Genomic DNA, 18,420 nt, shown 5'->3' on the forward strand with positions numbered 1-18,420 from the left:
AATGAGGCGATGGACATGCTGCGATTGCGGCGCGGAACACCACCGCGACGTGAATGCAGCCAGGAACATCGCCGCGCGCGGACATGCGCGTCTCGCAGGAGGAATCCCCGTCCTTTAGGGCGGGGATGATGTCAAGATGACCACGACGGCCCCCGTGCGCCACACGCACCTCGACACCACCGCCGTGCTCAGCCTGCTGCTGTGCTGCTTCCTGTGGGGCCTGAACCAGGTCTCGATCAAGGCGGCGATGCCCGAGGTGCCGGTGCTGGTGCAGCTCGCCATCCGCAGCATCGTGGCGTTCGCGTTGCTGCTGGGCTGGATGCGCTGGCGCGGCATCCGCTGGTCGTTCACCGACGGCACCGGGTGGCCGGGGCTGCTGTGCGGGCTGCTGTTCGCGGTCGAGTTCGGGCTGGCCTTTGTCGGCTTGCAATACACGACAGCCGCGCGCGGCGTCGTCTTCATCAACACCTCGCCGTTCATCGTCGCGCTCGTGCTCGCTGCGGCGCACCAGGGCGAGCGTCTGGCGCCGCTGCAGTTCGGTGGCTTGCTGGTGGCCTTCGGCTCGATCGCGCTGGCCTTCGGCGAGGGCGCGGCGGGTGGTTCGTGGCACGGCGACCTGATGATCCTGGGTGCGGCGGTGCTGTGGGGGCTGACGACGGTGGTGATCCGGCTGTCGGCGCTGCGCGGCGCGGCGTCGGAGGTGACGCTGGCCTACCAGTTGGGTGTGGCGGCGGTGCTGTCGCCGATCGCGGCGGTGGTCAGTGGATCGGCGTGGCCGGCGCACTGGAGCGGACTGGCCGTGGGCGCGCTGTTCTACCAGAGCGTCATCGTCACCTTCGCCAGCTACCTGCTGTGGTTCTGGCTGCTCACGCGCTATCCAGCCACCAAGGTGCAAGCCTTCGTGTTCCTGTCGCCCGTGTTCGGCACGCTGTGTGCAGGCTGGCTGCTGGGGGAAGCGATCACGCCCGCGCTCATCGGGGCGTTGACCGGCGTGGGCGCCGGGCTGGCGATGCTCAACCGCCGATGAGCTGCCTTCCCATGCACCACGGTCTGGCCGATCGTGCCGCCGCCACTGTCAGACGCTGCTTGAAAGTTTTGCCACCGAGAGCATGAGCGGCTCCTCGTGCGGTGGCTCGCCATGCCCTTGGTCCAGAGGGTCACTGTCGTGGTCGGTGCTGGTGCCGAGGCTGCCGTCCTCACGCCGCTGCGCCCGCATCCCGCCACGCAGGAAGCGGTTCGTGTGGCCGCTGGGCCGTGGAGGCAGGAAGCGGGCGAGTTCCGTGAGCGCCATCTGGTAGACATCGCGCTTGAACTCGATCACCACCTCCAGCGGCACCCAGTAGTCGTGCCAGCGCCAGGCATCGAACTCGGGGTGCGTGGAGGCACGCAGGTTCATGTCGCTGTCGCGGCCGGTCAGTTGCAGCAGGAACCAGATCTGTTTCTGTCCTCGGTAATGCCCCCGTGCGTCACGGCGGATGAAATGTTCAGGTACCTCGTAGCGCAGCCAGTCGCGCGTGCGCGCCAGGATGCGGACATGTTCAGGATGCAACCCCACCTCTTCGTGGAGTTCTCGGAACATCGCCTGCTCGGGCGATTCACCATACTTGATGCCGCCTTGCGGAAACTGCCAGGAGTGGGTGCGTATGCGTTTGCCCCAGAACACCTGGTTCCGCTGGTTGAGCAGGACGATGCCGACGTTGGGCCGGAAGCCTTCACGGTCAAGCATAATCAGACCCCAATTTTCACGTTGGATTCATTATTGCACTGGGCTTGGTGATCGCAACCCCGCGTATCACCCGACAAGAACAGTGATTTCCCCCGAGTCTGCTGCCCGCCCCATGAAAGCCTCCCAGTTCTTCATCGCCACCCAGAAGGAAGCCCCCGCCGACGCCGAGGTGGTCAGCCACAAGCTCATGATGCGAGCCGGCATGATCAAGCGCCTCGGGGCGGGGATCTACAACTACATGCCGATGGGCTTGCGCGTGATCCGCAAGGTCGAGTCCATCATCCGCGAGGAGATGGGCCGCTCGGGCGCCGTGGAGATGCTGATGCCGGTCGTCCAGCCGGCCGAGCTGTGGCAGGAGACGGGCCGCTTTGACAAGATGGGCCCGGAGCTGATGCGCGTGAAGGACCGCCACGGCCGCGACTTCATCATCCAGCCGACCAGCGAGGAAGTCGTCACCGACATCGCCCGGCAGGAACTGCGCAGCTACAAGCAGTTGCCGAAGAATTTCTACCACATCCAGACCAAGTTCCGCGACGAGCGCCGGCCGCGCTTCGGGTTGATGCGCGGGCGCGAGTTCATCATGAAGGACGCCTACTCCTTCGACCGCAACGCCGCCGCTGCCGCCAAGAGCTATGAGCGCATGTACGCCACCTACAAGCGCATCTTCGACCGCTTCGGGCTGACCTACCGCGCCGTGGCGGCCGACACCGGTGCGATCGGGGGTGACCTGTCGCACGAGTTCCAGGTGATCGCGGACGCGGGAGAAGACGCCATCGTCTACTGCCCGACCAGCGACTACGCGGCCAACATCGAGATGGCCGAAGCCGTGGCGCTGACGACCGAACGCGGTGCCGCGACACAGGCGCTGACGAAGACGCCGACGCCGGGCAAGAGCACCTGCGCCGACGTGGCCGCGCTGCTGGACCTGCCGCTGGCGCAGACGGTGAAGTCGCTGGTCATGGCGACGGACGAGGTGAACGACCGGGGCGACATCGTCAAGTCCACGGTCTGGCTGCTGCTGCTGCGCGGCGACCACGACATGAATGAGATCAAGGTCGGCAAGGTCGAAGGGCTGAAGAACGGTTTCCGCTTCGCCACGCTCGGCGAGATCGAGGACCACTTCGGTTGCAAGCCCGGCTACCTCGGCCCGATCGGCCTGACGAAGCCGGTCAAGGTCATCGCCGACCGCACGGTGGCGAACATGGCGGACTTCGTCTGCGGCGCCAACGAAGCCGACTTCCACCTCACCGGCGTGAACTGGGGCCGTGACCTGCCCGAGCCGGACTTGGTGGCGGACATCCGCAATGTCGTCGCGGGTGACCCGTCGCCGGACGGGCAGGGCGTGCTGTCGATCCAGCGTGGCATCGAGGTCGGCCAAGTGTTCTACCTCGGCACCAAGTATTCCAAGGCGATGAACGCCACCTTCCTCGACGAGACCGGCAAGCCGGCGCTGATGGAGATGGGCTGCTACGGCATCGGCGTGACGCGCATCCTGGGCGCGGCGATCGAGCAGGGCCACGACGCCCGCGGCATCGTCTGGCCGGACGCGATCGCCCCGTTCACGGTGGCGCTCTGCCCGATCGGCTACGACCGTTCCGCCGACGTGAAGGCCGCCGCCGACGCGCTGCACGACGAGCTGCAGGCGGCGGGCATCGACGTGATGCTCGACGACCGCGGCGAGCGGCCGGGGGCGATGTTCGCGGACTGGGAGCTGATCGGCGTGCCGCACCGGGTGGTGCTGTCCGACCGCGGGCTGAAGGAAGGCCAGCTCGAATACCAGGGCCGCCGCGACGAGGCCGCCACCAAGGTGCCTGCCGCCGACGTGGCCGCCTTCGTGAAGGCCCGCTTGCAGGCATGAAACCGACCCGCCGGACGCTGCTCGCCTGGGTGGGCAGTGTCGGCCTGACGGGCTGGACGCCGCAGGCCCTGGCCGGCGGGCAGGCCGAGGAGCCGCTGGCCGACTCGGTGCGCACGGCGCTGGCGTCGGCGGTGGCGGGCGAGGGGGCGCCGCCGAAGCTCGACTTCCCGACGATAGACGCCCGGCTCGCGCACCTGCGCTGGCTCGGCGCGATGAGCCAGCGGCTCGCCAAGCGCAAGCCGGACTTCGACGTGCGGCGCGAATTCCTCGAAACCGTCTGGTACGAGAGCCGCCGCGCCGGGCTGGACACCGCGCTGGTGCTCGGGCTGGTCGAGGTGGAAAGCGGTTTCCGCAAGTACGCGATCTCCAGCGTCGGCGCACGCAGCTACATGCAGGTGATGCCGTTCTGGGCGCGGCTGATCGGCGATGGCGACGCGAGCCGGCTGTTCCACCTGCAGACCAACCTGCGCTTCGGCTGCGTCATCCTGCGCCACTACCTGGACCGCGAGAAGGGCGACCTGTTCCTCGCGCTCGGCCGCTACAACGGCAGCCGCGGGCAGGCGCCGTACCCGACCATGGTCATGGCGGCGCGGCGGCGCTGGGACTACGCCGAGCCGCCTGCAGGCCCGGCCGCATCACGGTGATCGGCACTCCGCTACACTCGACCGCCATGCCCCGCCGACTCCTGTTGACCCTGTTCGCTGCGCTGCTGCTGCTCTGTGCCGGTCTGTCCGGCGTGGCGCGGGCGGCGGTGTTGACCGTGGCGGTGGTCGAGCTTGCACCGACCGACCAGGGTATGCCCGCCGAGCCGCTGCCCGCAGTGGAATCGGGCACGGACAGTGCGGTCGAGCTGGCCGATGTGCCCCTGCTGTCCGCTGGCACACCGGCGCTGCCCTTGTGCGCGGGGCAACACCTGCCACCGCGCCCGGTGCTGCACGACGGCCATCCTGCGCCGTGTCTGGACGGGCTGCTGCGCCCACCTTGCCAGCGCGCCTGAACCCCCCGGCCTGCTCTGGCCGCCCCGTTCTCGTCGATTTCCCCGTTCCCCGTTCGTTTCCCAGCAAGGAGTTCTGCCATGTCCGATCTCTTCCAGACCCACGGCTTCGGTTCCGTGGCCATGCCCAGCGCCGCCGAGCGCAACCGTGTCCTGCGCAACACCTACTGGCTGCTCGCGCTGTCGATGATCCCCACCGTGCTCGGTGCATGGATCGGCGTCAGCACCGGCCTGACCCGCCTGATGTCACCCATGGTCGGCTTGGTGGTGTTCATGGCCGGCTCGTTCGGCTTCATGTTCGCCATCGAGAAGACCAAGAACTCGGCCGCGGGCGTGCCCGTGCTGCTGGCCTTCACCTTCTTCATGGGCCTGATGCTCTCCAGACTGATCGGCTCGGTGCTGGGTCTGGCCAATGGCGCCAGCCTGATCATGCTGGCCTTCACCGGCACGGGCGCCATCTTCCTGGGCATGGCCACGCTGTCCACCGTGATCAAGCGCGACCTTGGCTCGATGGGCAAGTTCCTGTTCATCGGCATGGTCATGCTGCTGGTGGCTGGCATCGCGAACATCTTCCTGCAGTCGAGCGCACTGATGATCACGCTGTCGGTGCTGGCGATCGGCATCTTCTCGGCCTTCATCCTGTACGACCTGAAGCGTGTCCAGAGCGGCGAGGAAACCAACTACATCACCGCCACGCTGAGCATCTACCTCAACCTGTACAACGTGTTCCAGTCGCTGCTGTCGCTGCTGGGCATCTTTGGCGGGCGCGACGACTGAGTTCCGGTTTTTTCGCGGACTCCTGCATCCGATCCGGAGCGGCCTGCGTACAGAGGGTCATGGTGGCGCAAACCAGCGCCACCACCGGCGCACAACCTCCCCGTGCGCTGCCCTCGTCAGGCCCGAAGGAGCATCCGCGTGAACACCCCCAACCGCTTCCCCCGCTTTTCCCGCTTTCACCGCACCCCGCGTTTTCAAGGCGCCCTGGCCGCCATCCCGCTCGCCTTGTGCGCCATGGCGGGCAATGCCGATGCCTCCAGCCACCGCGAGGCCCCGTTCATCACCACCTCGCCCAAGGTGGACGCGAGCGATTTCTACCTCTTCCGCAGCTACGAGACCGGCCGCAGCGACTACGTGACGTTGATCGCCAACTACCAGCCGCTGCAGGACGCCTACGGCGGCCCGAACTACTTCTCGATGGATCCGAATGCGCTCTACGAGATCCACATCGACCACAACGGTGACGCCAAGGAAGACCTGACCTTCCAGTTCCGCTTCAAGAACACGCTGGCCGGCAACGGCGCGGGCGTGAACCTGAACATCGGCGGCAAGGCGGTCGGCATCCCGCTGATCCAGGCCGGCGCGGTGGCGAACGTGAAGGACGCGAACCTGCAGCTCGGCGAGAGCTACACCGTCAGCGTGCTGCGCGGCGGGCGGCGCGGCGCACAGCCACAGGCCGTGACCAACGCCGCCAACGGCAGCAGCACCTTCGACAAGCCGGTGGACAACATCGGCGTCAAGACGATTCCCGACTACGCCGGCTACGCCGCCAAGCACCTCTACAACGTCAACATCCCCGGTTGCAACCAGCCCGGCCGCGTCTTCGTCGGCCAGCGGCAAGACCCGTTCGCCGTCAACCTGGGCACGATCTTCGACCTGGTGAACGCGCCCGTGTCGGTCATCACCGACCCGGCGCTGATCGGCGCCGTGCCCAACCCGCTGGCCGACAAGAACGTGACGACGCTGGCGATGGAGGTCCACCGGAGCTGCCTCACCAATGGCGACGACGTGATCGGCGGCTGGACCACCGCCAGCCTGCGCCAGGCCCGGCTGCTCAACGGCCAGCCGTCGTCCGGCCACCACGCCAGCGAGAAGGCCGGCGGCGCGTGGACACAGGTGTCGCGCCTGGGCATGCCGCTGGTGAACGAGGTCGTGATCGGGCTGAAGGACAAGGACAAGTTCAACGCCTCGAAGCCCTCGGGGGACGCGCAGTTCGCCGACTACGTGACGCACCCGACCCTGCCGGCGCTGCTGGAGATCGCGCTGGCGCTGCCGGGCACCGCGCCGACCAACTTCCCGCGCACCGACCTCGTGACCACCTTCCTCACCGGCATCAAGGGCGTGAACCAGCCGAAGAACGTCGTGGCCTCGGAGATGCTGCGCCTGAACACGGCCATCGCGCCGGTGGCTTACGCGCAGCAGAACCGGCTGGGCATCGTCGGCAACATCCTCGCCGGGGGCAGCGACAACGCCGGTTTCCCGAACGGGCGCCGGCCTAAGGACGACGTGGTGGACATCTCGCTGGTGGCGGTGATGGGCGGGCTGTGCATGGCCAATGGCAACAGCGACGCGCTGGGTTTTGGCGCCGCGTGCAAGCCGTCCGCGGTGCCGCTGGGCGCGACGGCGTTCAAGCTGCACGACGCGGTGGACCAGGCCAAGGTGCCGCTGCTCGCCGGGTTCCCCTACCTCAACACGCCGATCGCTGGCAGCAAGTAAGGAGCACGCCATGACCACGAAGCAACTTTTCCTTGTCCTGCTGGTGTGTGCCGGGCTGACCGGTCTGACCGGCTGCGGCGGCGGTGGCGACGACGCCACCACCAGGCCACCCGTGGCCGACACCTCGGTGCCCGCCAGCGCCACCGTGTCGTCCGAGTCGTTCACCGTCTACGCCGGGGCAGCGGTCTCGGACGACACCACCGAGCCGCTCAGCCTCGCCGGGATGGAGCCGCCCGTGTCGGAGACGGCCGAGCCGGCCGACGTGAGCTGAGCCACGCCATGCGCACCACCACCTCCTGGACGCTGGTCGCCGCGCTGCTGCTGTCCGGGTGGACGACGCTGCCGCAAGCCGCGCCGTTCACCCCGGCGCGTGACGACGAGGTGGTGCAGCGGCTGCCGACCCGGCTGGACGCGGCCACCCGCCAGCAGCGCGCCCGGCTGGCCCGCGACCCGCAGCAGTTGCCGCTGGCGCTGGCCACGGCGCGGGCGGCGATCGAGCGGGCGCGGCGCTTCGGCGACCCGCGTGAGCTTGGGCAGGCACAGGCCGCGCTGGCGCCGTGGTGGGGTCTGGCCGACCCACCACCCGCGGTGCGGCTGCTGCGGGCGACGGTGCGGCAGAGCCAGCATGCTTTCGATGCCGCGCTGACCGACCTGGAAGCCCTCGCGGCGGACGGTGCGGCGCCGCTGGCGGTGCAGGCGCAGGCGGGCTTGACGCGGGCGACGGTGCTGCAGGTGATCGGGCGCTGGACCGAGGCGCGCCGGGTGTGCGAATCATTGCAGGCGGCGCGGTTCGAGCCGCTCGGGACGGCGTTGTCGAGGCCGGCGCGGGCCTGTGTCGCCGAGTTGCGCAGCCTGCAGGGCGAGCCTCGGCAGGCGGCGGCGGACCTGGCGGCGCTGGCCCGCGAGGCGCCGCAGGACCGCTGGCTCAGCCTGCTGCGGGCCGAACTGGCGCAGCGCATGGGCGACGACGCCGCCGCGCAGACCCACTTCCGCGAGGCGGCGGCAGCGGGCGCCGAGGTCTACGCCGTGGCCGCGCAAGCCGACTGGCTGCTCGACCGTGGACAGCACCGCGAGGCGCTGGCGCTGGTGGACCGTGGCGATACCGATTCCGACGCGTTGCTGCTGCGCCGTGCCATCGCGTTGCACCGGCTGGGGGATGCACGGGCACCTGCTGCGGTCGCGGCGATGAAGGCCCGGCTGGATGCAGCGCGGTTGCGGGGCGAGGTCCATGCCCGCGAGGAGGCTCGGCTGGCGCTGGACGCATTGAACGAGCCGGCGCGGGCGCTGACGCTGGCCGGCGAGAACTGGGCACGGCAGAAGGAGCCGGCGGACGCTGTGCTGCTGGCGCGGGCTGCGGTGGCCGCGGGTCAGCCGGAGGCGGCCGGGCCGGTGCGGGCGCTGGTGCGCGAGGTGGGCTGGTCGGATGTCCGGCTGTCGCCCCTGGTGGCCTCGACTCTGATGAAAGCCCGACCATGATTTCTTTCGTGATGCTGCGGCTGCCGGCGCTGGCGTCTGCGCTGGTGCTCGGTCTGGCGTGTGCCGGCGCTGCCCAGGCGCACAAGTCCAGCGATGCCTACCTGAACTGGCGCGTCGAGGGCCGCACCGTCGAGCAGCGCCTCGACATCGCGCTGCGCGACCTCGACCGCGACCTGGCGCTGGACGCCGACGACGACGGCCAGTTGACCTGGGGCGAGGTGCGCGGGCGCTGGGCCGACCTCGTGCGCGTCGCGGCCGACGGCGTGCGCTTCACCGCCGACGGGCAACGCTGCACGCCCGTCGTGCCGACCACACCGAACACCCCAGCCACGCTGCAGCTCGATGAGCACACCGATGGCCGCTACGCCGTGCTGCGGCAGACCTTCGAGTGCCCGGCCCCGGTGCGCCGGATCGAGGCCGACTACCGCCTCTTCGCCGCGAGCGACCCCACGCACCGCGGCATCGTGCGGATCGTCTCGGCGGATGGCGTGGAGCAGGGCGCCGTGCTCGTGCCGGGCGCCGGCCCACAGTCCTTCAGCACCGAGCCTGACGCAGGCGCTGCGGGCCGATCGTTCGCCGGCTTCGTGTTCGAGGGCCTGCACCACATCGCCATCGGCTTGGACCACCTCCTGTTCCTGGTGACGCTGCTGATGGTGGCGGTCTGGCGGCGCGACGAGGCCGGCACTGGCTGGGTGCCGCGTCAGACGGCGGCCTCGGCTTGGAAGGAGGCGCTGCGGCTGGTGAGCGCCTTCACGGTGGCGCATTCGCTCACCCTCGGGCTGGCGGCGAGCGGGGTGCTGGCGCCGCCGTCGCGCTGGGTCGAGTCGCTGATCGCGGCGAGCGTGCTGGTGGCGGCGATCGACAACGTGCGGCCGTTCCTGCGCGGGCCGCGCTGGGTCATGGTGTCGGTGTTCGGGCTGGTGCATGGCTTCGGGTTTGCCGGGCCGCTGCAGGATCTGGGACTGCGCCAAGGCGAGCTGGCATGGCCGCTGCTGGGCTTCAACCTCGGGGTCGAGCTGGGGCAGTTGGGGCTGGTGGCGCTGCTGCTGCCGCTGGCCTGCCTGTGGCGCGACCGGGCGTTCTACCGCGGGGTAGTGCGCAGCGGCTCGGGGGCGATCGCCGCGCTGGCCAGCGTCTGGATGCTGGAGCGCAGCCTGCAGCTCAGCCTGCTGCCGTTGTCGTTGCCGTGACCTTGGCCTTGAGACCGCCCCAGCTTGTCGGGCGGGCCTCGGCCACGCCACTGAGCTGCAGCACCCGCTCCACCGTCTCGTCGATCAGCTCGGCGATGGTCTGCGGCCGGTGGTAGAAGGCCGGGAGGGGCGGGAAGACGATGCCGCCCATCTCCGTCACCGCCGTCATGTTGCGCAGGTGGGCGAGGTTGAACGGCGTCTCGCGCACCATCAGGACCAGCCGGCGGCGTTCCTTCAGCGTCACGTCGGCGGCGCGGGTCAGCAGGTTGTCGCCGAAACCGTGCGCGATGGCCGCCAGCGTCTTCATCGTGCAGGGCGCCACCACCATCGCGGCGGTGTCGAAGCTGCCGCTGGCGATGCAGGCGCCGATCTCGCCGGGGGCGTGGGCGTGGCTGGCCAAGGCTTCGAGCTGGCGGCGGTCGAGTCCGCACTCGTGATGCACGTTGAGCACGCCCGACGCCGTCACGACCAAGTGCGTCTCGACGCCGAGGTCACGCGCCCGCTCCAGCAGCCGGACGCCGTAGGCGGCGCCGGATGCGCCGGTGATGCCGACGACAAGGCGGGCGGTCGTCGTCAAGATTTCAGGACGCCGGCTTGAGCTGGTTGACCAGTTCCTGCAGCTCGCCCGCCTGGTACATCTCCATCATGATGTCCGAGCCGCCGACGAACTGGCCGCCGATGTAGAGCTGCGGGATGGTGGGCCAGTTGGCGTAGTCCTTGATGCCCTGGCGGATTTCCGGGTCTTCCAGCACGTTGACCGTGGTGATCTGGCTGACGCCGCAGGCTTTGAGGATCTGGATCGCGCGGCCGGAGAAACCGCACTGCGGGAACTGGGCGGTGCCCTTCATGAACAGGACAACGGGGTTGCCCTGGACGAGGCTGTCGATTTTCTGGTGCGTGGGTGTGGACATGGGCTGTGCGCGGGGCGTTGGGGAAAACAGCCCCGATTTATACGGCAAAACGGCGGCCAGCCGTCAGAAGGCGTAGGAAACCCCGAGTTGGAGGTCGCTGCTGCCCGATGCCTGCACGCCGATGTCGGCCGAGAGGCCCCAGCCACCCCAGCGGTTGGTGCTGGTGCCGCCGGTGCTGTAGCCGAGACTCACGTACGGCATGGCACGGCGCTGTGGTGCGCTGCCAAGGCGGACCTGGGTGTCGGTGTCCAGCGGGCCTTGCAGCCCCAGCCCGCCCGTGACCCGCAGGCCGCCCAGGCTGGGGGCGAAGTAGTGGTCCGCCGCCACGCGCCAGCGCAGCGGGCTGCCGAGGCTGCGCACCATCGCCGCCGGGGGGCGCAGGCCCGGTTGGCGGGCGCTGTCGGTGGTGTCCGGCTCGGCCGCCATGGCGCTCAGGCAGCACAGGCTCAGGGCCCAGGGCAGGATGCGTGCAGATCGGTCCATGGTGTGTCCTCCGGTGCGGTCCATGCTACGCCGCGGGGTACCGGCGTGCTTGCGCGTTCGGGCGCATCGGGTGAGCCTGTGCTGCAAACCGGGGTGGCAGCGGCAAGAGTTGTGAAACCTGGAGCGTCAGGCGGTGGGCCGCTGTGCGCCGGTGCAACGCCAGTGGCCTGCCAGGTCGTTGCGCTGCACCACCTGGCGCCACCCCGCTTGCCGCAGCAGTGGTGCCACCGCCGGACCCTGGTCATGGCCATGCTCCAGCAGCAGCCAGCCATCGGGACACAGGTGCGCGGGCGCATCGGCCACGATCTGCCGGATCGCGTCCAGCCCGTCGGCGCCCGAGGTCAGGGCGAGCATCGGCTCGTGGCGCAAGGCCGGCAGGTGGACATCTCCTGCCGCGATGTAGGGCGGGTTGCTGACCACCAGATCGAAGCGTTCTCCGGCCACCGGCGCGAACCATGCCCCCAGCCGCCAGCGCACCGGCAGCCCGAGCCGCTCGCCATTGGCCTGTGCGACCGCCAGCGCCGCGGGGCTGACATCGACGGCGCTGACCTGTGCATCGGCCTGCCGGTGCCGGATCGCCAGTGCCACCGCGCCGCTGCCCGTGCCCAGATCGACCACCGCCGCACCCGGCCGGCGGCCGGCGAGCACCTCCAGCGCCCAGTCCACCAGTGTCTCGGTGTCCGGCCGCGGATCGAGCACGTCAGGCGTGACGTGCAGCAGCAGGCCATGGAACTCGTGCTGCCCGGTGAGGTAGGCCACCGGCACGCCGTCCACGCGGCGGGCGAGCCAGTCCTGCCAGCGCGTCTGCTGCCCGGCGTCGAGCGGCGCGTCGTCGTGGGTCAGCAGCCAGGTGCGCGAGCGGTCGAGCAGGACGCCGAGCAGCACGTCGGCATCGACGCGCGGCAGCCCGAGCGTGCGGGCCAACGCCAGCGCGGCGGCGACGTTCATCCTTGCGCTTCCATCTCGGCCAGCAATTCCGCGGCGCGGGCGGCCTTCAGCGCGGCGACCACCTCGTCCAGATCGCCCTCGACCACCGCGCCGAGCTTGTAGAGCGTCAGGTTGATGCGGTGGTCTGTGAGGCGGCCCTGGGGGAAGTTGTAGGTGCGGATGCGGTCGCTGCGGTCGCCGGAGCCGATCAGCCCTTTGCGGGTGGCGGCGTCCTTGGCCTGGCGCTCCAGCCGGTCCTTGTCGCGCAGTCTGGCGCCCAGCACGGCCAGCGCCTTGGCCTTGTTGCGGTGCTGGCTGCGGTCGTCCTGGCATTCGGCGACGAGTCCGGTCGGCACATGGGTCACGCGCACGGCGGAATCCGTCTTGTTGATGTGCTGCCCGCCGGCCCCGCTGGCGCGGTAGGTGTCGATGCGCAGGTCGGCCGGGTTGAGCGTCACCTCCTCGGCCTCGTCCGGCTCGGGCAGCACGGCCACGGTGCAGGCGCTGGTGTGGATGCGCCCTTGCGTTTCGGTGGCCGGCACGCGCTGCACGCGGTGGCCGCCAGATTCGAACTTCAGCGCCTCGTAGACCGCTTCGCCCTCGATGCGGACCACGACTTCCTTGTAGCCGCCCAGGTCCGAGTCGCTGGCGGACATGATCTCGGTCTTCCAGCCTTGGCGCTCGGCGTGGCGCAGGTACATGCGCAGCAGGTCGCCCGCGAACAGCGCGGATTCGTCGCCGCCGGTGCCCGCGCGGATTTCGAGGAAGGCGTTGCGGTCGTCGTCGGCATCGCGGGGGAGCAGGGCGGTCTGCAGTTCGGCGTCGATGGCGGCGATGTCGGCTGTTGCGGCGCGGAGTTCATCGCCCGCCATGTCGGCCATCTCGGGGTCGTCGAGCATCTGCCGGGCTTCGGCCGCGTCCTGTTCGCGCTGCTGCAGTCGGGTCCAGCGGTCGGTGAGGGCCGAGACGCGGGCGTGTTCACGGTTGAGGGCGCGCAGGCGGTTGAGGTCCGACACGACCTGCGGATCGGCCAGCGCGGCGTCGATTTCGGAGAGGCGGACGAGCTGGCGATCGAGTTGCAGGCGCAGGAACGGGGTCATCGGGGGGCTTGGTCGCCGCGCAGGAAGAGCCGCGTCACCGCCTCGACCATCTGCGCGCGCTGCTGGGGATCGGCGTTGTGCAGCTCGGCGAGGGCGCCGTGCAGCATCTTCTGGGTCAGGCTGCGCGCCAGGGCGTCTAGCGCCTCCTCGGGCGAGCTGCCTTTGGCGATGAGCTTGCGGGCACGGGCCACTTCGGTCTGGCGCCAGTGGTCAGCCTGGGCGTGAACGGCCTGGATCAGCGGGACTGTTGCGCGCTGGTCCAGCCAGTGGACGAAGTTCTGCACGCCGGACTCGATGATCGCCTCGGCCTGCGCGACGGCGGCCTGGCGCTTTTCTCCGGCGGTCTGCACCACGGCCGCCAGGTCATCGACGGTGTAGAGGTACACGTCGTCGAGCTGCGCCACCTCGGGTTCGATGTCGCGCGGCACGGCCAGATCGACCATGAACATCGGCCGCCGCCGCCGGGCCTTCAGCGCGCGCTCGACCGCGCCCAGCCCGATCAGCGGCAGCGTGCTGGCGGTGCAGGAGATGACGGCGTCGAACTCGTGCAGCCGCGCCGGCAGGTCCGACAGCCGCATCACCTCGGCGCCGAACTGGCTCGCCAGCTTCTCGCCGCGCTCCAGCGTGCGGTTGGCGATGGTGATGTGCTTCGGGGCCTTGGCGGCGAAGTGGGTCGCGGCGAGTTCGATCATCTCGCCCGCACCGACGAACAGGATGCGGATCTGGCTCAGGTCTTCGAACAACTGCCCGGCCAGCCGCACCGCCGCCGCCGCCATGCTGATCGAGTGCGCGCCGATCTCGGTGGCGGTGCGGACTTCCTTGGCGACCGAGAACGAGCGTTGAAACAACTGGTGCAGCGTCGTGCCCAGCGTGCCGGCGGTGTCGGCTTCGCGCACGGCCTGCTTCATCTGGCCGAGGATCTGCGCTTCGCCCAGCACCATCGAGTCCAGCCCGGACGCCACCCGGAACGCATGGCGCGCGGCCTCCTGGCGCTCCAGCACATGCGTGTGGCGCACCAGTTCATCGGCCGAGACCTTGCCGTGCGCGGCCAGCCATTCGAGCGTGGGACGCACCAGCGCGCGGCTGTCCCCGAGGCCGCCGGCGATGTACAGCTCGGTGCGGTTGCAGGTGGACAGCAGGGCGGCTTCCGGTGCGGCGCGGTGCAGGCCGTCGCGCAAACCATGCAGGGCGGCCGGAATCTGCTCCAGCGTGAACGCAAAACGGCCCCGCAGATCGATCGGCGCGGTGTGGTGGTTCAAGCTGAGGGCAAAGACGCTCATGGCGCGATTGTAAGATTCCGCGTTGGCCAGTGCTTTCCTTGGCGCTCCCGCATGCGCCCCGGCATGGGCGCGGATTGAAACCATGGGTCCGCTCGACGCCATCTGGCATTTGTTCAACTTCCTGCTCGCGCCGATCGGTCTCGGGCTGATCGCGGCCTCGCTGTGCAAGCTGGCATGGTGGCGTGCGCTGCGGGCCGTGCGCTGGAGCTGGCTGGCGCTGCCGGCGGCCGGTGTCGCGGTGCTGATCCAGATCCTCTTCCTGGTGTGGCTCGGACGCGACGGACGCATGTCCACCTATGCCGCCCAGGTGGTCGGGGTGGCACTGGTGCTGTGGTGGACGGCGTTCGGGCTGCGCCGGTGATGCGTTTTTCAGCCGAGTGATCTGCTCGGGACAGGTGTCCCGCTGCAGCGCGGGTGGGTCTGCCAGGGGTCGCGGTCCTCGCCGCCGAAGGTGCGCAGCAGGAAATCCCAGAACACCCGCGTGCGGGCCGGCACAGGCTTGCGTGTGGGCATCGTCAGCCACAGATCGAAGCGCATCGCATGCCAGCCCGGCAGCACCCGCTCCAGCGTGCCGTCGCGCAGCGCGTCCTCCACCACCAGCGACATCAGCCCCGCGATGCCCAGCCCGGCCAGCGCCGAGGCATGGAGCGTGTCCGTGTGCGCTGTCGTCAGCAGCGGGCGGTGTGGCGGATGCACGCGGACGGCGGTACGGCCATCCTCATGCACGAACGTGACGTCCCGCTGCATCATGGAAGTCGGGGGCAGCAGCATCTGGTGCTGCTCCAGCCCTCGCGGTGTCTCGGGTCGCCCGGCGTGGTCGAGGTAGGCGGGCGAGGCACACAGGATGACCTCGCTGCGTGCAAGCCGGCGCGCGATGAAGTCGCCTTCGGGGGCTTCGCGCAGCGCCATCACGGTGATGTCGTGGAGGTCGTGCAGGTCGTCCGGTCCACTGAACTCGGTGGTGGAGTTCAGCGACAGCGTGACCTGCGGATAGTCGGCGTGGAAGGCGGGCAGGTGCTTGGCGAGCTGGTGGACCGCGAAGGCCGACGGCACCATCACCCGCAGGTTGCCCTGTGGCGACTCCGAGAGAGACTGGATCTGCGCCGCGGACTCGTCCACATCGGCCAGGATGTGGCGCACGCGCTCCAGGTAACGCTCGCCGACGCTGCTCAGCGCCAGACTGCGGGTGGTGCGCTGGATGAGCCGCGCACCGAGGTGTTCTTCGAGTTCGGCAATCAGCCGGGTGACGACCGCAGGGGCCAGGTCGAGGGCACGGGCGGCGCCCGCGAAACTCCCCTCGTCGATGACACGGGCAAACACCCGCATCGCGCGCAATTGATCCATCGGAACTCCCTAGACATCGCAGACCACCTGCCCCTGGAGCCGCAGTGCGCCCGAGGCCAGCAGCTCGTCGAGCAGGGTCTGGCAACTGGCACGGGGTGCGCCGTGGAATCCGGCCCTTCCCAGGGTGCCAATCACCAGCGGGGTGTTTTCGGCCCAGATCAGCAGGTCTTCGAGAGCTTGTTGACGCTCTTCCATGGCGTGGTATTTCAACAGAACCTTGGCCGCGTGCCGGGCGTGCTGCGGCGGATTGGAAACAAATTTCGACAAACGTAGCCGGGCGCGCTGCAAGGCCGGGCCGACATCGGTGAAGGCGCTGCCGTGGCCGGGGATCACCGTGCGGGCATCCAGCCGCTCGATCAGGTCGAGCACCTCGGCCACCTGGTCAAAGGCGTCGATGCCATCGAGTTCGGGAAACACGACACCGAAGCCGTTCTGCCAGAGGGCATCGGCCGAGACCAGCACCCCGTCCTGCGCGTCGAACAGCATCAGCGAGTCGGGGTCGTGTCCGGGTGCCGCCAGCACGTCCCACGCCCGTTCCCCCACGCGCAGCACCTCGCCGGGCCGCAGCACCGCGTCGTGCCGGAAGCGGTCGCAGCGTTGGCCGGTGACGCGGTAGCTCAGCACGTCCAGATCCCAGCCAGACACGGCGGCGGCCTGGCCGGGAGCGATCCAGAGGGCGGCGCCGGGGTGGGCCGCCTGCAAGGCCGCGTTGCCGCCGCAGTGGTCGGAGTGGAGGTGGGTGTTGACGATGCGGGTGAGCGGCTCGCCGGCCAGGGCCTGGGCGACGAGGGCCACGGTCTGCGCGGCGTGGACGCTGTGGCCAGTGTCGATGACGGTGGCACCCTCGCCGGGGGCACCGTGCAGCACGACGTTGTTCGAGGAGAGCCAGCCGCGCTCCAGCAGCGTCAGGCCACGCATCTCAGCGCACCACGACTTCGCCCCGCAGCGAGTGCGGCAGTGCGCTCAGGATGGTCACGTCGAGCATTTCACCGACCAGCCGTGCCGGGTTCGGCCCGCCGGGGAAGTTGACGATGCGGTTGCACTCAGTGCGGCCCATCAGCTCGGTCGGATCCTTTCGGCTCGGGCCTTCGACGAGGATGCGTTGCACGGTGCCGACCCGGCTGGCACTGATGCGGCGCACGTTCTCCTCGATCGTGGCTTGCAGGTGCTGCAGGCGCTTCAACTTCACGTCGGCCGGCGTGTCGTCGAGCAACGCGGCGGCGGGTGTGCCGGGGCGCGGGCTGAAGATGAAGCTGAAGCTGGAATCGAAGCCGATGTCCTCGATCAGCTTCATCGTGCGGGCGTGGTCGTCGTCGGTCTCGCCGGGGAAGCCGACGATGAAGTCGGTGGACAGGCAGATGTCCGGCCGCACCGCGCGGATCTTGCGGATCGTGCTCTTGTACTCCAGCGTCGTGTAGCCGCGCTTCATGCCCGAGAGGATGCGGTCGCTGCCGTGCTGCACGGGCAGGTGCAGGTGGTTCACGAGCTGCGGCACCTTGGCGTAGACATCGACCAGGCGCTGCGTGAACTCGTTCGGGTGGCTGGTGGTGTAGCGGATGCGCTGGAGTCCGGGGATCTCGGCGACGTACTCGATGAGCATCGCGAAGTCGGCGATCTCGGCCGTGCCACCCATCTTGCCGCGGTACGCGTTGACGTTCTGGCCGAGCAGCGTGACCTCCTTGACGCCCTGGTCGGCGAGCCCGGCCACCTCGGTCAGCACTTCCTCGAACGGCCGGCTGAACTCCTCGCCGCGCGTGTAGGGCACGACGCAGTACGAGCAATACTTCGAGCAGCCTTCCATGATCGAGACGAAGGCGGAGGCGCCGTCCACCCGCGCCGGGGGAAGGTGGTCGAACTTCTCGATCTCGGGGAAGCTGATGTCCACCTGCTGGCGGCCCAGCGTCTTGCGGCGCTCCAGCAGTTGCGGCAGGCGGTGCAGCGTCTGCGGGCCGAACACCACGTCCACGTAGGGCGCGCGCTCGATGATGGCCGCACCTTCCTGGCTGGCGACACAGCCGCCCACGCCGATCATCACGCCCTTGGCCTTCAGGTGGCGCACGCGGCCGAGGTCGCTGAACACCTTCTCCTGCGCCTTCTCGCGCACCGAGCAGGTGTTGAACAGGATCAGGTCGGCCTCTTCGGGGTCGTTGGTCGGGGTGTAGCCCTCGGCGGCGTGCATCACATCGGACATCTTGTCCGAGTCGTACTCGTTCATCTGGCAGCCGAAGGTGCGGATGTAGACCTTCTTGCCGGTGGGCGTGGGGGAGGGGGAGGGGGAGGAGGGCAGGGTGTCGGTGGTCATGGTGTAGATCCAGCGGCCGAAAGGGACGCGATCTTACCGGCTGGACCTGGGGTCGCCTGGGTCCGCGTGGTACTGCCACAAGTACCGATTCGTTCCGTGAAGGGGTCTTGATGGTACCAATTCGTGTCAAGGCGTAGCAAAAGTGTCGATCAGGCTCAATATGTGAGCCAGTCAGCGGTAGATTCGCAGTCTGTGCATGTTCAAATCGGGTCTGCATGTGGGATTTGATGCATATTTGAAAAAATCGACCAAGCTGGTCCGACAAAGCCCGCAACAGCCTGTGGTATGGGACGGTCGCGTTTTTCGTGCTGCGGTTTCCCTGGTTCATGGGGCACG

The 18,420-nt window shown here is 69.1% G+C and carries 21 protein-coding genes; 11 read left to right on the top strand and 10 right to left on the bottom strand.

Features of this window, described 5'->3' with window-relative positions; all coding sequences use genetic code 11:
• The first annotated feature begins 1 nt into the window (after position 1).
• Entirely contained in the window at positions 2-118 is a 117-nt protein-coding gene (locus tag QZW52_RS00535) for a zinc ribbon domain-containing protein (RefSeq protein WP_293994128.1), read from the top strand.
• Positions 119-136: 18 nt separating this feature from the next.
• Positions 137-1,027, top strand: a complete 891-nt coding sequence (locus QZW52_RS00540; RefSeq protein ID WP_293993927.1) for a DMT family transporter — start codon at positions 137-139, stop codon at positions 1,025-1,027.
• A 48-nt stretch (positions 1,028-1,075) separates the two neighbouring features.
• On the opposite strand, the gene QZW52_RS00545 is transcribed toward QZW52_RS00540, so the two are convergent.
• A complete protein-coding gene (locus QZW52_RS00545; RefSeq protein ID WP_293993930.1) occupies positions 1,076-1,726 on the bottom strand; it encodes an RNA pyrophosphohydrolase in 651 nt (216 codons plus the stop codon).
• A 112-nt stretch (positions 1,727-1,838) separates the two neighbouring features.
• Here QZW52_RS00545 and QZW52_RS00550 point away from each other — a divergent pair, with 112 nt between their 5' ends.
• The 8 genes from QZW52_RS00550 to QZW52_RS00585 all read left to right on the top strand — a co-directional run bounded on the left by QZW52_RS00550 (position 1,839) and on the right by QZW52_RS00585 (position 9,737).
• Positions 1,839-3,584, top strand: coding sequence for a proline--tRNA ligase (locus QZW52_RS00550; protein WP_293993933.1), 1,746 nt, complete (start codon positions 1,839-1,841; stop codon positions 3,582-3,584).
• Positions 3,581-4,228, top strand: a complete 648-nt coding sequence (locus QZW52_RS00555; protein ID WP_293993935.1) for a lytic transglycosylase domain-containing protein — start codon at positions 3,581-3,583, stop codon at positions 4,226-4,228. Before QZW52_RS00550 ends, QZW52_RS00555 begins: the two co-directional genes overlap by 4 nt.
• A gap of 26 nt (positions 4,229-4,254) precedes the next feature.
• Positions 4,255-4,581: a hypothetical protein gene (locus tag QZW52_RS00560; protein ID WP_293993937.1), complete on the top strand. Its 327-nt coding sequence runs from the start codon at positions 4,255-4,257 to the stop codon at positions 4,579-4,581.
• 78 nt (positions 4,582-4,659) lie between these two features.
• Positions 4,660-5,355: a Bax inhibitor-1/YccA family protein gene (locus QZW52_RS00565; protein ID WP_293993939.1), complete on the top strand. Its 696-nt coding sequence runs from the start codon at positions 4,660-4,662 to the stop codon at positions 5,353-5,355.
• Positions 5,356-5,589: 234 nt separating this feature from the next.
• Complete coding sequence (locus QZW52_RS00570; protein ID WP_293994131.1) at positions 5,590-7,071, top strand: DUF4331 domain-containing protein; 1,482 nt, start codon at positions 5,590-5,592, stop codon at positions 7,069-7,071.
• Positions 7,072-7,081: 10 nt separating this feature from the next.
• On the top strand, positions 7,082-7,342 hold the full coding sequence (locus QZW52_RS00575) for a hypothetical protein (protein ID WP_293993941.1): 261 nt from the start codon (positions 7,082-7,084) through the stop codon (positions 7,340-7,342).
• Positions 7,343-7,350: 8 nt separating this feature from the next.
• Positions 7,351-8,547 carry a hypothetical protein gene (locus QZW52_RS00580; RefSeq protein ID WP_293993943.1) on the top strand — a complete coding sequence of 399 codons (1,197 nt, stop codon included), beginning with the start codon at positions 7,351-7,353 and terminating at the stop codon, positions 8,545-8,547.
• Positions 8,544-9,737 (top strand): HupE/UreJ family protein, encoded by a 1,194-nt coding sequence (locus QZW52_RS00585; protein WP_293993946.1) that lies wholly within the window; start codon positions 8,544-8,546, stop codon positions 9,735-9,737. The genes QZW52_RS00580 and QZW52_RS00585 overlap by 4 nt, the downstream gene beginning before the upstream one ends.
• On the opposite strand, the gene QZW52_RS00590 is transcribed toward QZW52_RS00585, so the two are convergent.
• From QZW52_RS00590 to hemA, 6 genes are all read right to left on the bottom strand, one after another.
• Positions 9,709-10,314 carry a UbiX family flavin prenyltransferase gene (locus QZW52_RS00590; protein ID WP_293993948.1) on the bottom strand — a complete coding sequence of 202 codons (606 nt, stop codon included), beginning with the start codon at positions 10,312-10,314 and terminating at the stop codon, positions 9,709-9,711. The two genes, QZW52_RS00585 and QZW52_RS00590, sit on opposite strands and share 29 nt — an antisense overlap.
• Positions 10,315-10,318: 4 nt before the next feature.
• The gene (grxD, locus tag QZW52_RS00595) at positions 10,319-10,648 is read right to left on the bottom strand and encodes a Grx4 family monothiol glutaredoxin (protein ID WP_293993950.1); all 330 of its coding nucleotides are present in this window, start codon (positions 10,646-10,648) and stop codon (positions 10,319-10,321) included.
• Positions 10,649-10,711: 63 nt separating this feature from the next.
• Positions 10,712-11,131: a hypothetical protein gene (locus QZW52_RS00600; protein ID WP_293993952.1), complete on the bottom strand. Its 420-nt coding sequence runs from the start codon at positions 11,129-11,131 to the stop codon at positions 10,712-10,714.
• Between the two features lie 126 nt (positions 11,132-11,257).
• The gene (prmC, locus tag QZW52_RS00605) at positions 11,258-12,079 is read right to left on the bottom strand and encodes a peptide chain release factor N(5)-glutamine methyltransferase (protein ID WP_293993955.1); all 822 of its coding nucleotides are present in this window, start codon (positions 12,077-12,079) and stop codon (positions 11,258-11,260) included.
• Positions 12,076-13,158 carry a peptide chain release factor 1 gene (prfA, locus tag QZW52_RS00610; protein WP_293993957.1) on the bottom strand — a complete coding sequence of 361 codons (1,083 nt, stop codon included), beginning with the start codon at positions 13,156-13,158 and terminating at the stop codon, positions 12,076-12,078. The genes prmC and prfA overlap by 4 nt, the downstream gene beginning before the upstream one ends.
• Positions 13,155-14,438 (bottom strand): glutamyl-tRNA reductase, encoded by a 1,284-nt coding sequence (gene hemA, locus QZW52_RS00615; RefSeq protein WP_293993959.1) that lies wholly within the window; start codon positions 14,436-14,438, stop codon positions 13,155-13,157. Before hemA ends, prfA begins: the two co-directional genes overlap by 4 nt.
• Before the next feature lie 82 nt (positions 14,439-14,520).
• Here hemA and QZW52_RS00620 point away from each other — a divergent pair, with 82 nt between their 5' ends.
• Complete coding sequence (locus QZW52_RS00620; protein ID WP_293993962.1) at positions 14,521-14,799, top strand: hypothetical protein; 279 nt, start codon at positions 14,521-14,523, stop codon at positions 14,797-14,799.
• Between the two features lie 8 nt (positions 14,800-14,807).
• On the opposite strand, the gene QZW52_RS00625 is transcribed toward QZW52_RS00620, so the two are convergent.
• From QZW52_RS00625 to miaB, 3 genes are read right to left on the bottom strand one after another with little or no spacing between them, the layout of a single operon-like run.
• On the bottom strand, positions 14,808-15,782 hold the full coding sequence (locus QZW52_RS00625; protein ID WP_293993963.1) for a LysR family transcriptional regulator: 975 nt from the start codon (positions 15,780-15,782) through the stop codon (positions 14,808-14,810).
• A gap of 9 nt (positions 15,783-15,791) precedes the next feature.
• A complete protein-coding gene (locus QZW52_RS00630; protein WP_293993965.1) occupies positions 15,792-16,700 on the bottom strand; it encodes an MBL fold metallo-hydrolase in 909 nt (302 codons plus the stop codon).
• Between the two features lies 1 nt (position 16,701).
• Positions 16,702-18,084: a tRNA (N6-isopentenyl adenosine(37)-C2)-methylthiotransferase MiaB gene (gene miaB, locus QZW52_RS00635; RefSeq protein WP_293993968.1), complete on the bottom strand. Its 1,383-nt coding sequence runs from the start codon at positions 18,082-18,084 to the stop codon at positions 16,702-16,704.
• Positions 18,085-18,420: the final 336 nt, after the last annotated feature.

Source organism: Sphaerotilus sp., assembly GCF_013299175.1.
In the GTDB taxonomy this organism is placed as follows: domain Bacteria; phylum Pseudomonadota; class Gammaproteobacteria; order Burkholderiales; family Burkholderiaceae_C; genus Sphaerotilus.

What these genes read in the sequence shown, in the direction of transcription:
- QZW52_RS00535 (WP_293994128.1), top strand. Translation starts at nt 2, where the DNA reads ATGAGGCGATGGACATGCTGCGATTGCGGCGCGGAACACCACCGCGAC.
- QZW52_RS00540 (WP_293993927.1), top strand. Translation starts at nt 137, where the DNA reads ATGACCACGACGGCCCCCGTGCGCCACACGCACCTCGACACCACCGCC.
- QZW52_RS00545 (WP_293993930.1), bottom strand. Translation starts at nt 1,726, where the DNA reads ATGCTTGACCGTGAAGGCTTCCGGCCCAACGTCGGCATCGTCCTGCTC.
- QZW52_RS00550 (WP_293993933.1), top strand. Translation starts at nt 1,839, where the DNA reads ATGAAAGCCTCCCAGTTCTTCATCGCCACCCAGAAGGAAGCCCCCGCC.
- QZW52_RS00555 (WP_293993935.1), top strand. Translation starts at nt 3,581, where the DNA reads ATGAAACCGACCCGCCGGACGCTGCTCGCCTGGGTGGGCAGTGTCGGC.
- QZW52_RS00560 (WP_293993937.1), top strand. Translation starts at nt 4,255, where the DNA reads ATGCCCCGCCGACTCCTGTTGACCCTGTTCGCTGCGCTGCTGCTGCTC.
- QZW52_RS00565 (WP_293993939.1), top strand. Translation starts at nt 4,660, where the DNA reads ATGTCCGATCTCTTCCAGACCCACGGCTTCGGTTCCGTGGCCATGCCC.
- QZW52_RS00570 (WP_293994131.1), top strand. Translation starts at nt 5,590, where the DNA reads ATGGCGGGCAATGCCGATGCCTCCAGCCACCGCGAGGCCCCGTTCATC.
- QZW52_RS00575 (WP_293993941.1), top strand. Translation starts at nt 7,082, where the DNA reads ATGACCACGAAGCAACTTTTCCTTGTCCTGCTGGTGTGTGCCGGGCTG.
- QZW52_RS00580 (WP_293993943.1), top strand. Translation starts at nt 7,351, where the DNA reads ATGCGCACCACCACCTCCTGGACGCTGGTCGCCGCGCTGCTGCTGTCC.
- QZW52_RS00585 (WP_293993946.1), top strand. Translation starts at nt 8,544, where the DNA reads ATGATTTCTTTCGTGATGCTGCGGCTGCCGGCGCTGGCGTCTGCGCTG.
- grxD (WP_293993950.1), bottom strand. Translation starts at nt 10,648, where the DNA reads ATGTCCACACCCACGCACCAGAAAATCGACAGCCTCGTCCAGGGCAAC.
- QZW52_RS00600 (WP_293993952.1), bottom strand. Translation starts at nt 11,131, where the DNA reads ATGGACCGATCTGCACGCATCCTGCCCTGGGCCCTGAGCCTGTGCTGC.
- prmC (WP_293993955.1), bottom strand. Translation starts at nt 12,079, where the DNA reads ATGAACGTCGCCGCCGCGCTGGCGTTGGCCCGCACGCTCGGGCTGCCG.
- prfA (WP_293993957.1), bottom strand. Translation starts at nt 13,158, where the DNA reads ATGACCCCGTTCCTGCGCCTGCAACTCGATCGCCAGCTCGTCCGCCTC.
- hemA (WP_293993959.1), bottom strand. Translation starts at nt 14,438, where the DNA reads ATGAGCGTCTTTGCCCTCAGCTTGAACCACCACACCGCGCCGATCGAT.
- QZW52_RS00620 (WP_293993962.1), top strand. Translation starts at nt 14,521, where the DNA reads ATGGGTCCGCTCGACGCCATCTGGCATTTGTTCAACTTCCTGCTCGCG.
- QZW52_RS00625 (WP_293993963.1), bottom strand. Translation starts at nt 15,782, where the DNA reads ATGGATCAATTGCGCGCGATGCGGGTGTTTGCCCGTGTCATCGACGAG.
- QZW52_RS00630 (WP_293993965.1), bottom strand. Translation starts at nt 16,700, where the DNA reads ATGCGTGGCCTGACGCTGCTGGAGCGCGGCTGGCTCTCCTCGAACAAC.
- miaB (WP_293993968.1), bottom strand. Translation starts at nt 18,084, where the DNA reads ATGACCACCGACACCCTGCCCTCCTCCCCCTCCCCCTCCCCCACGCCC.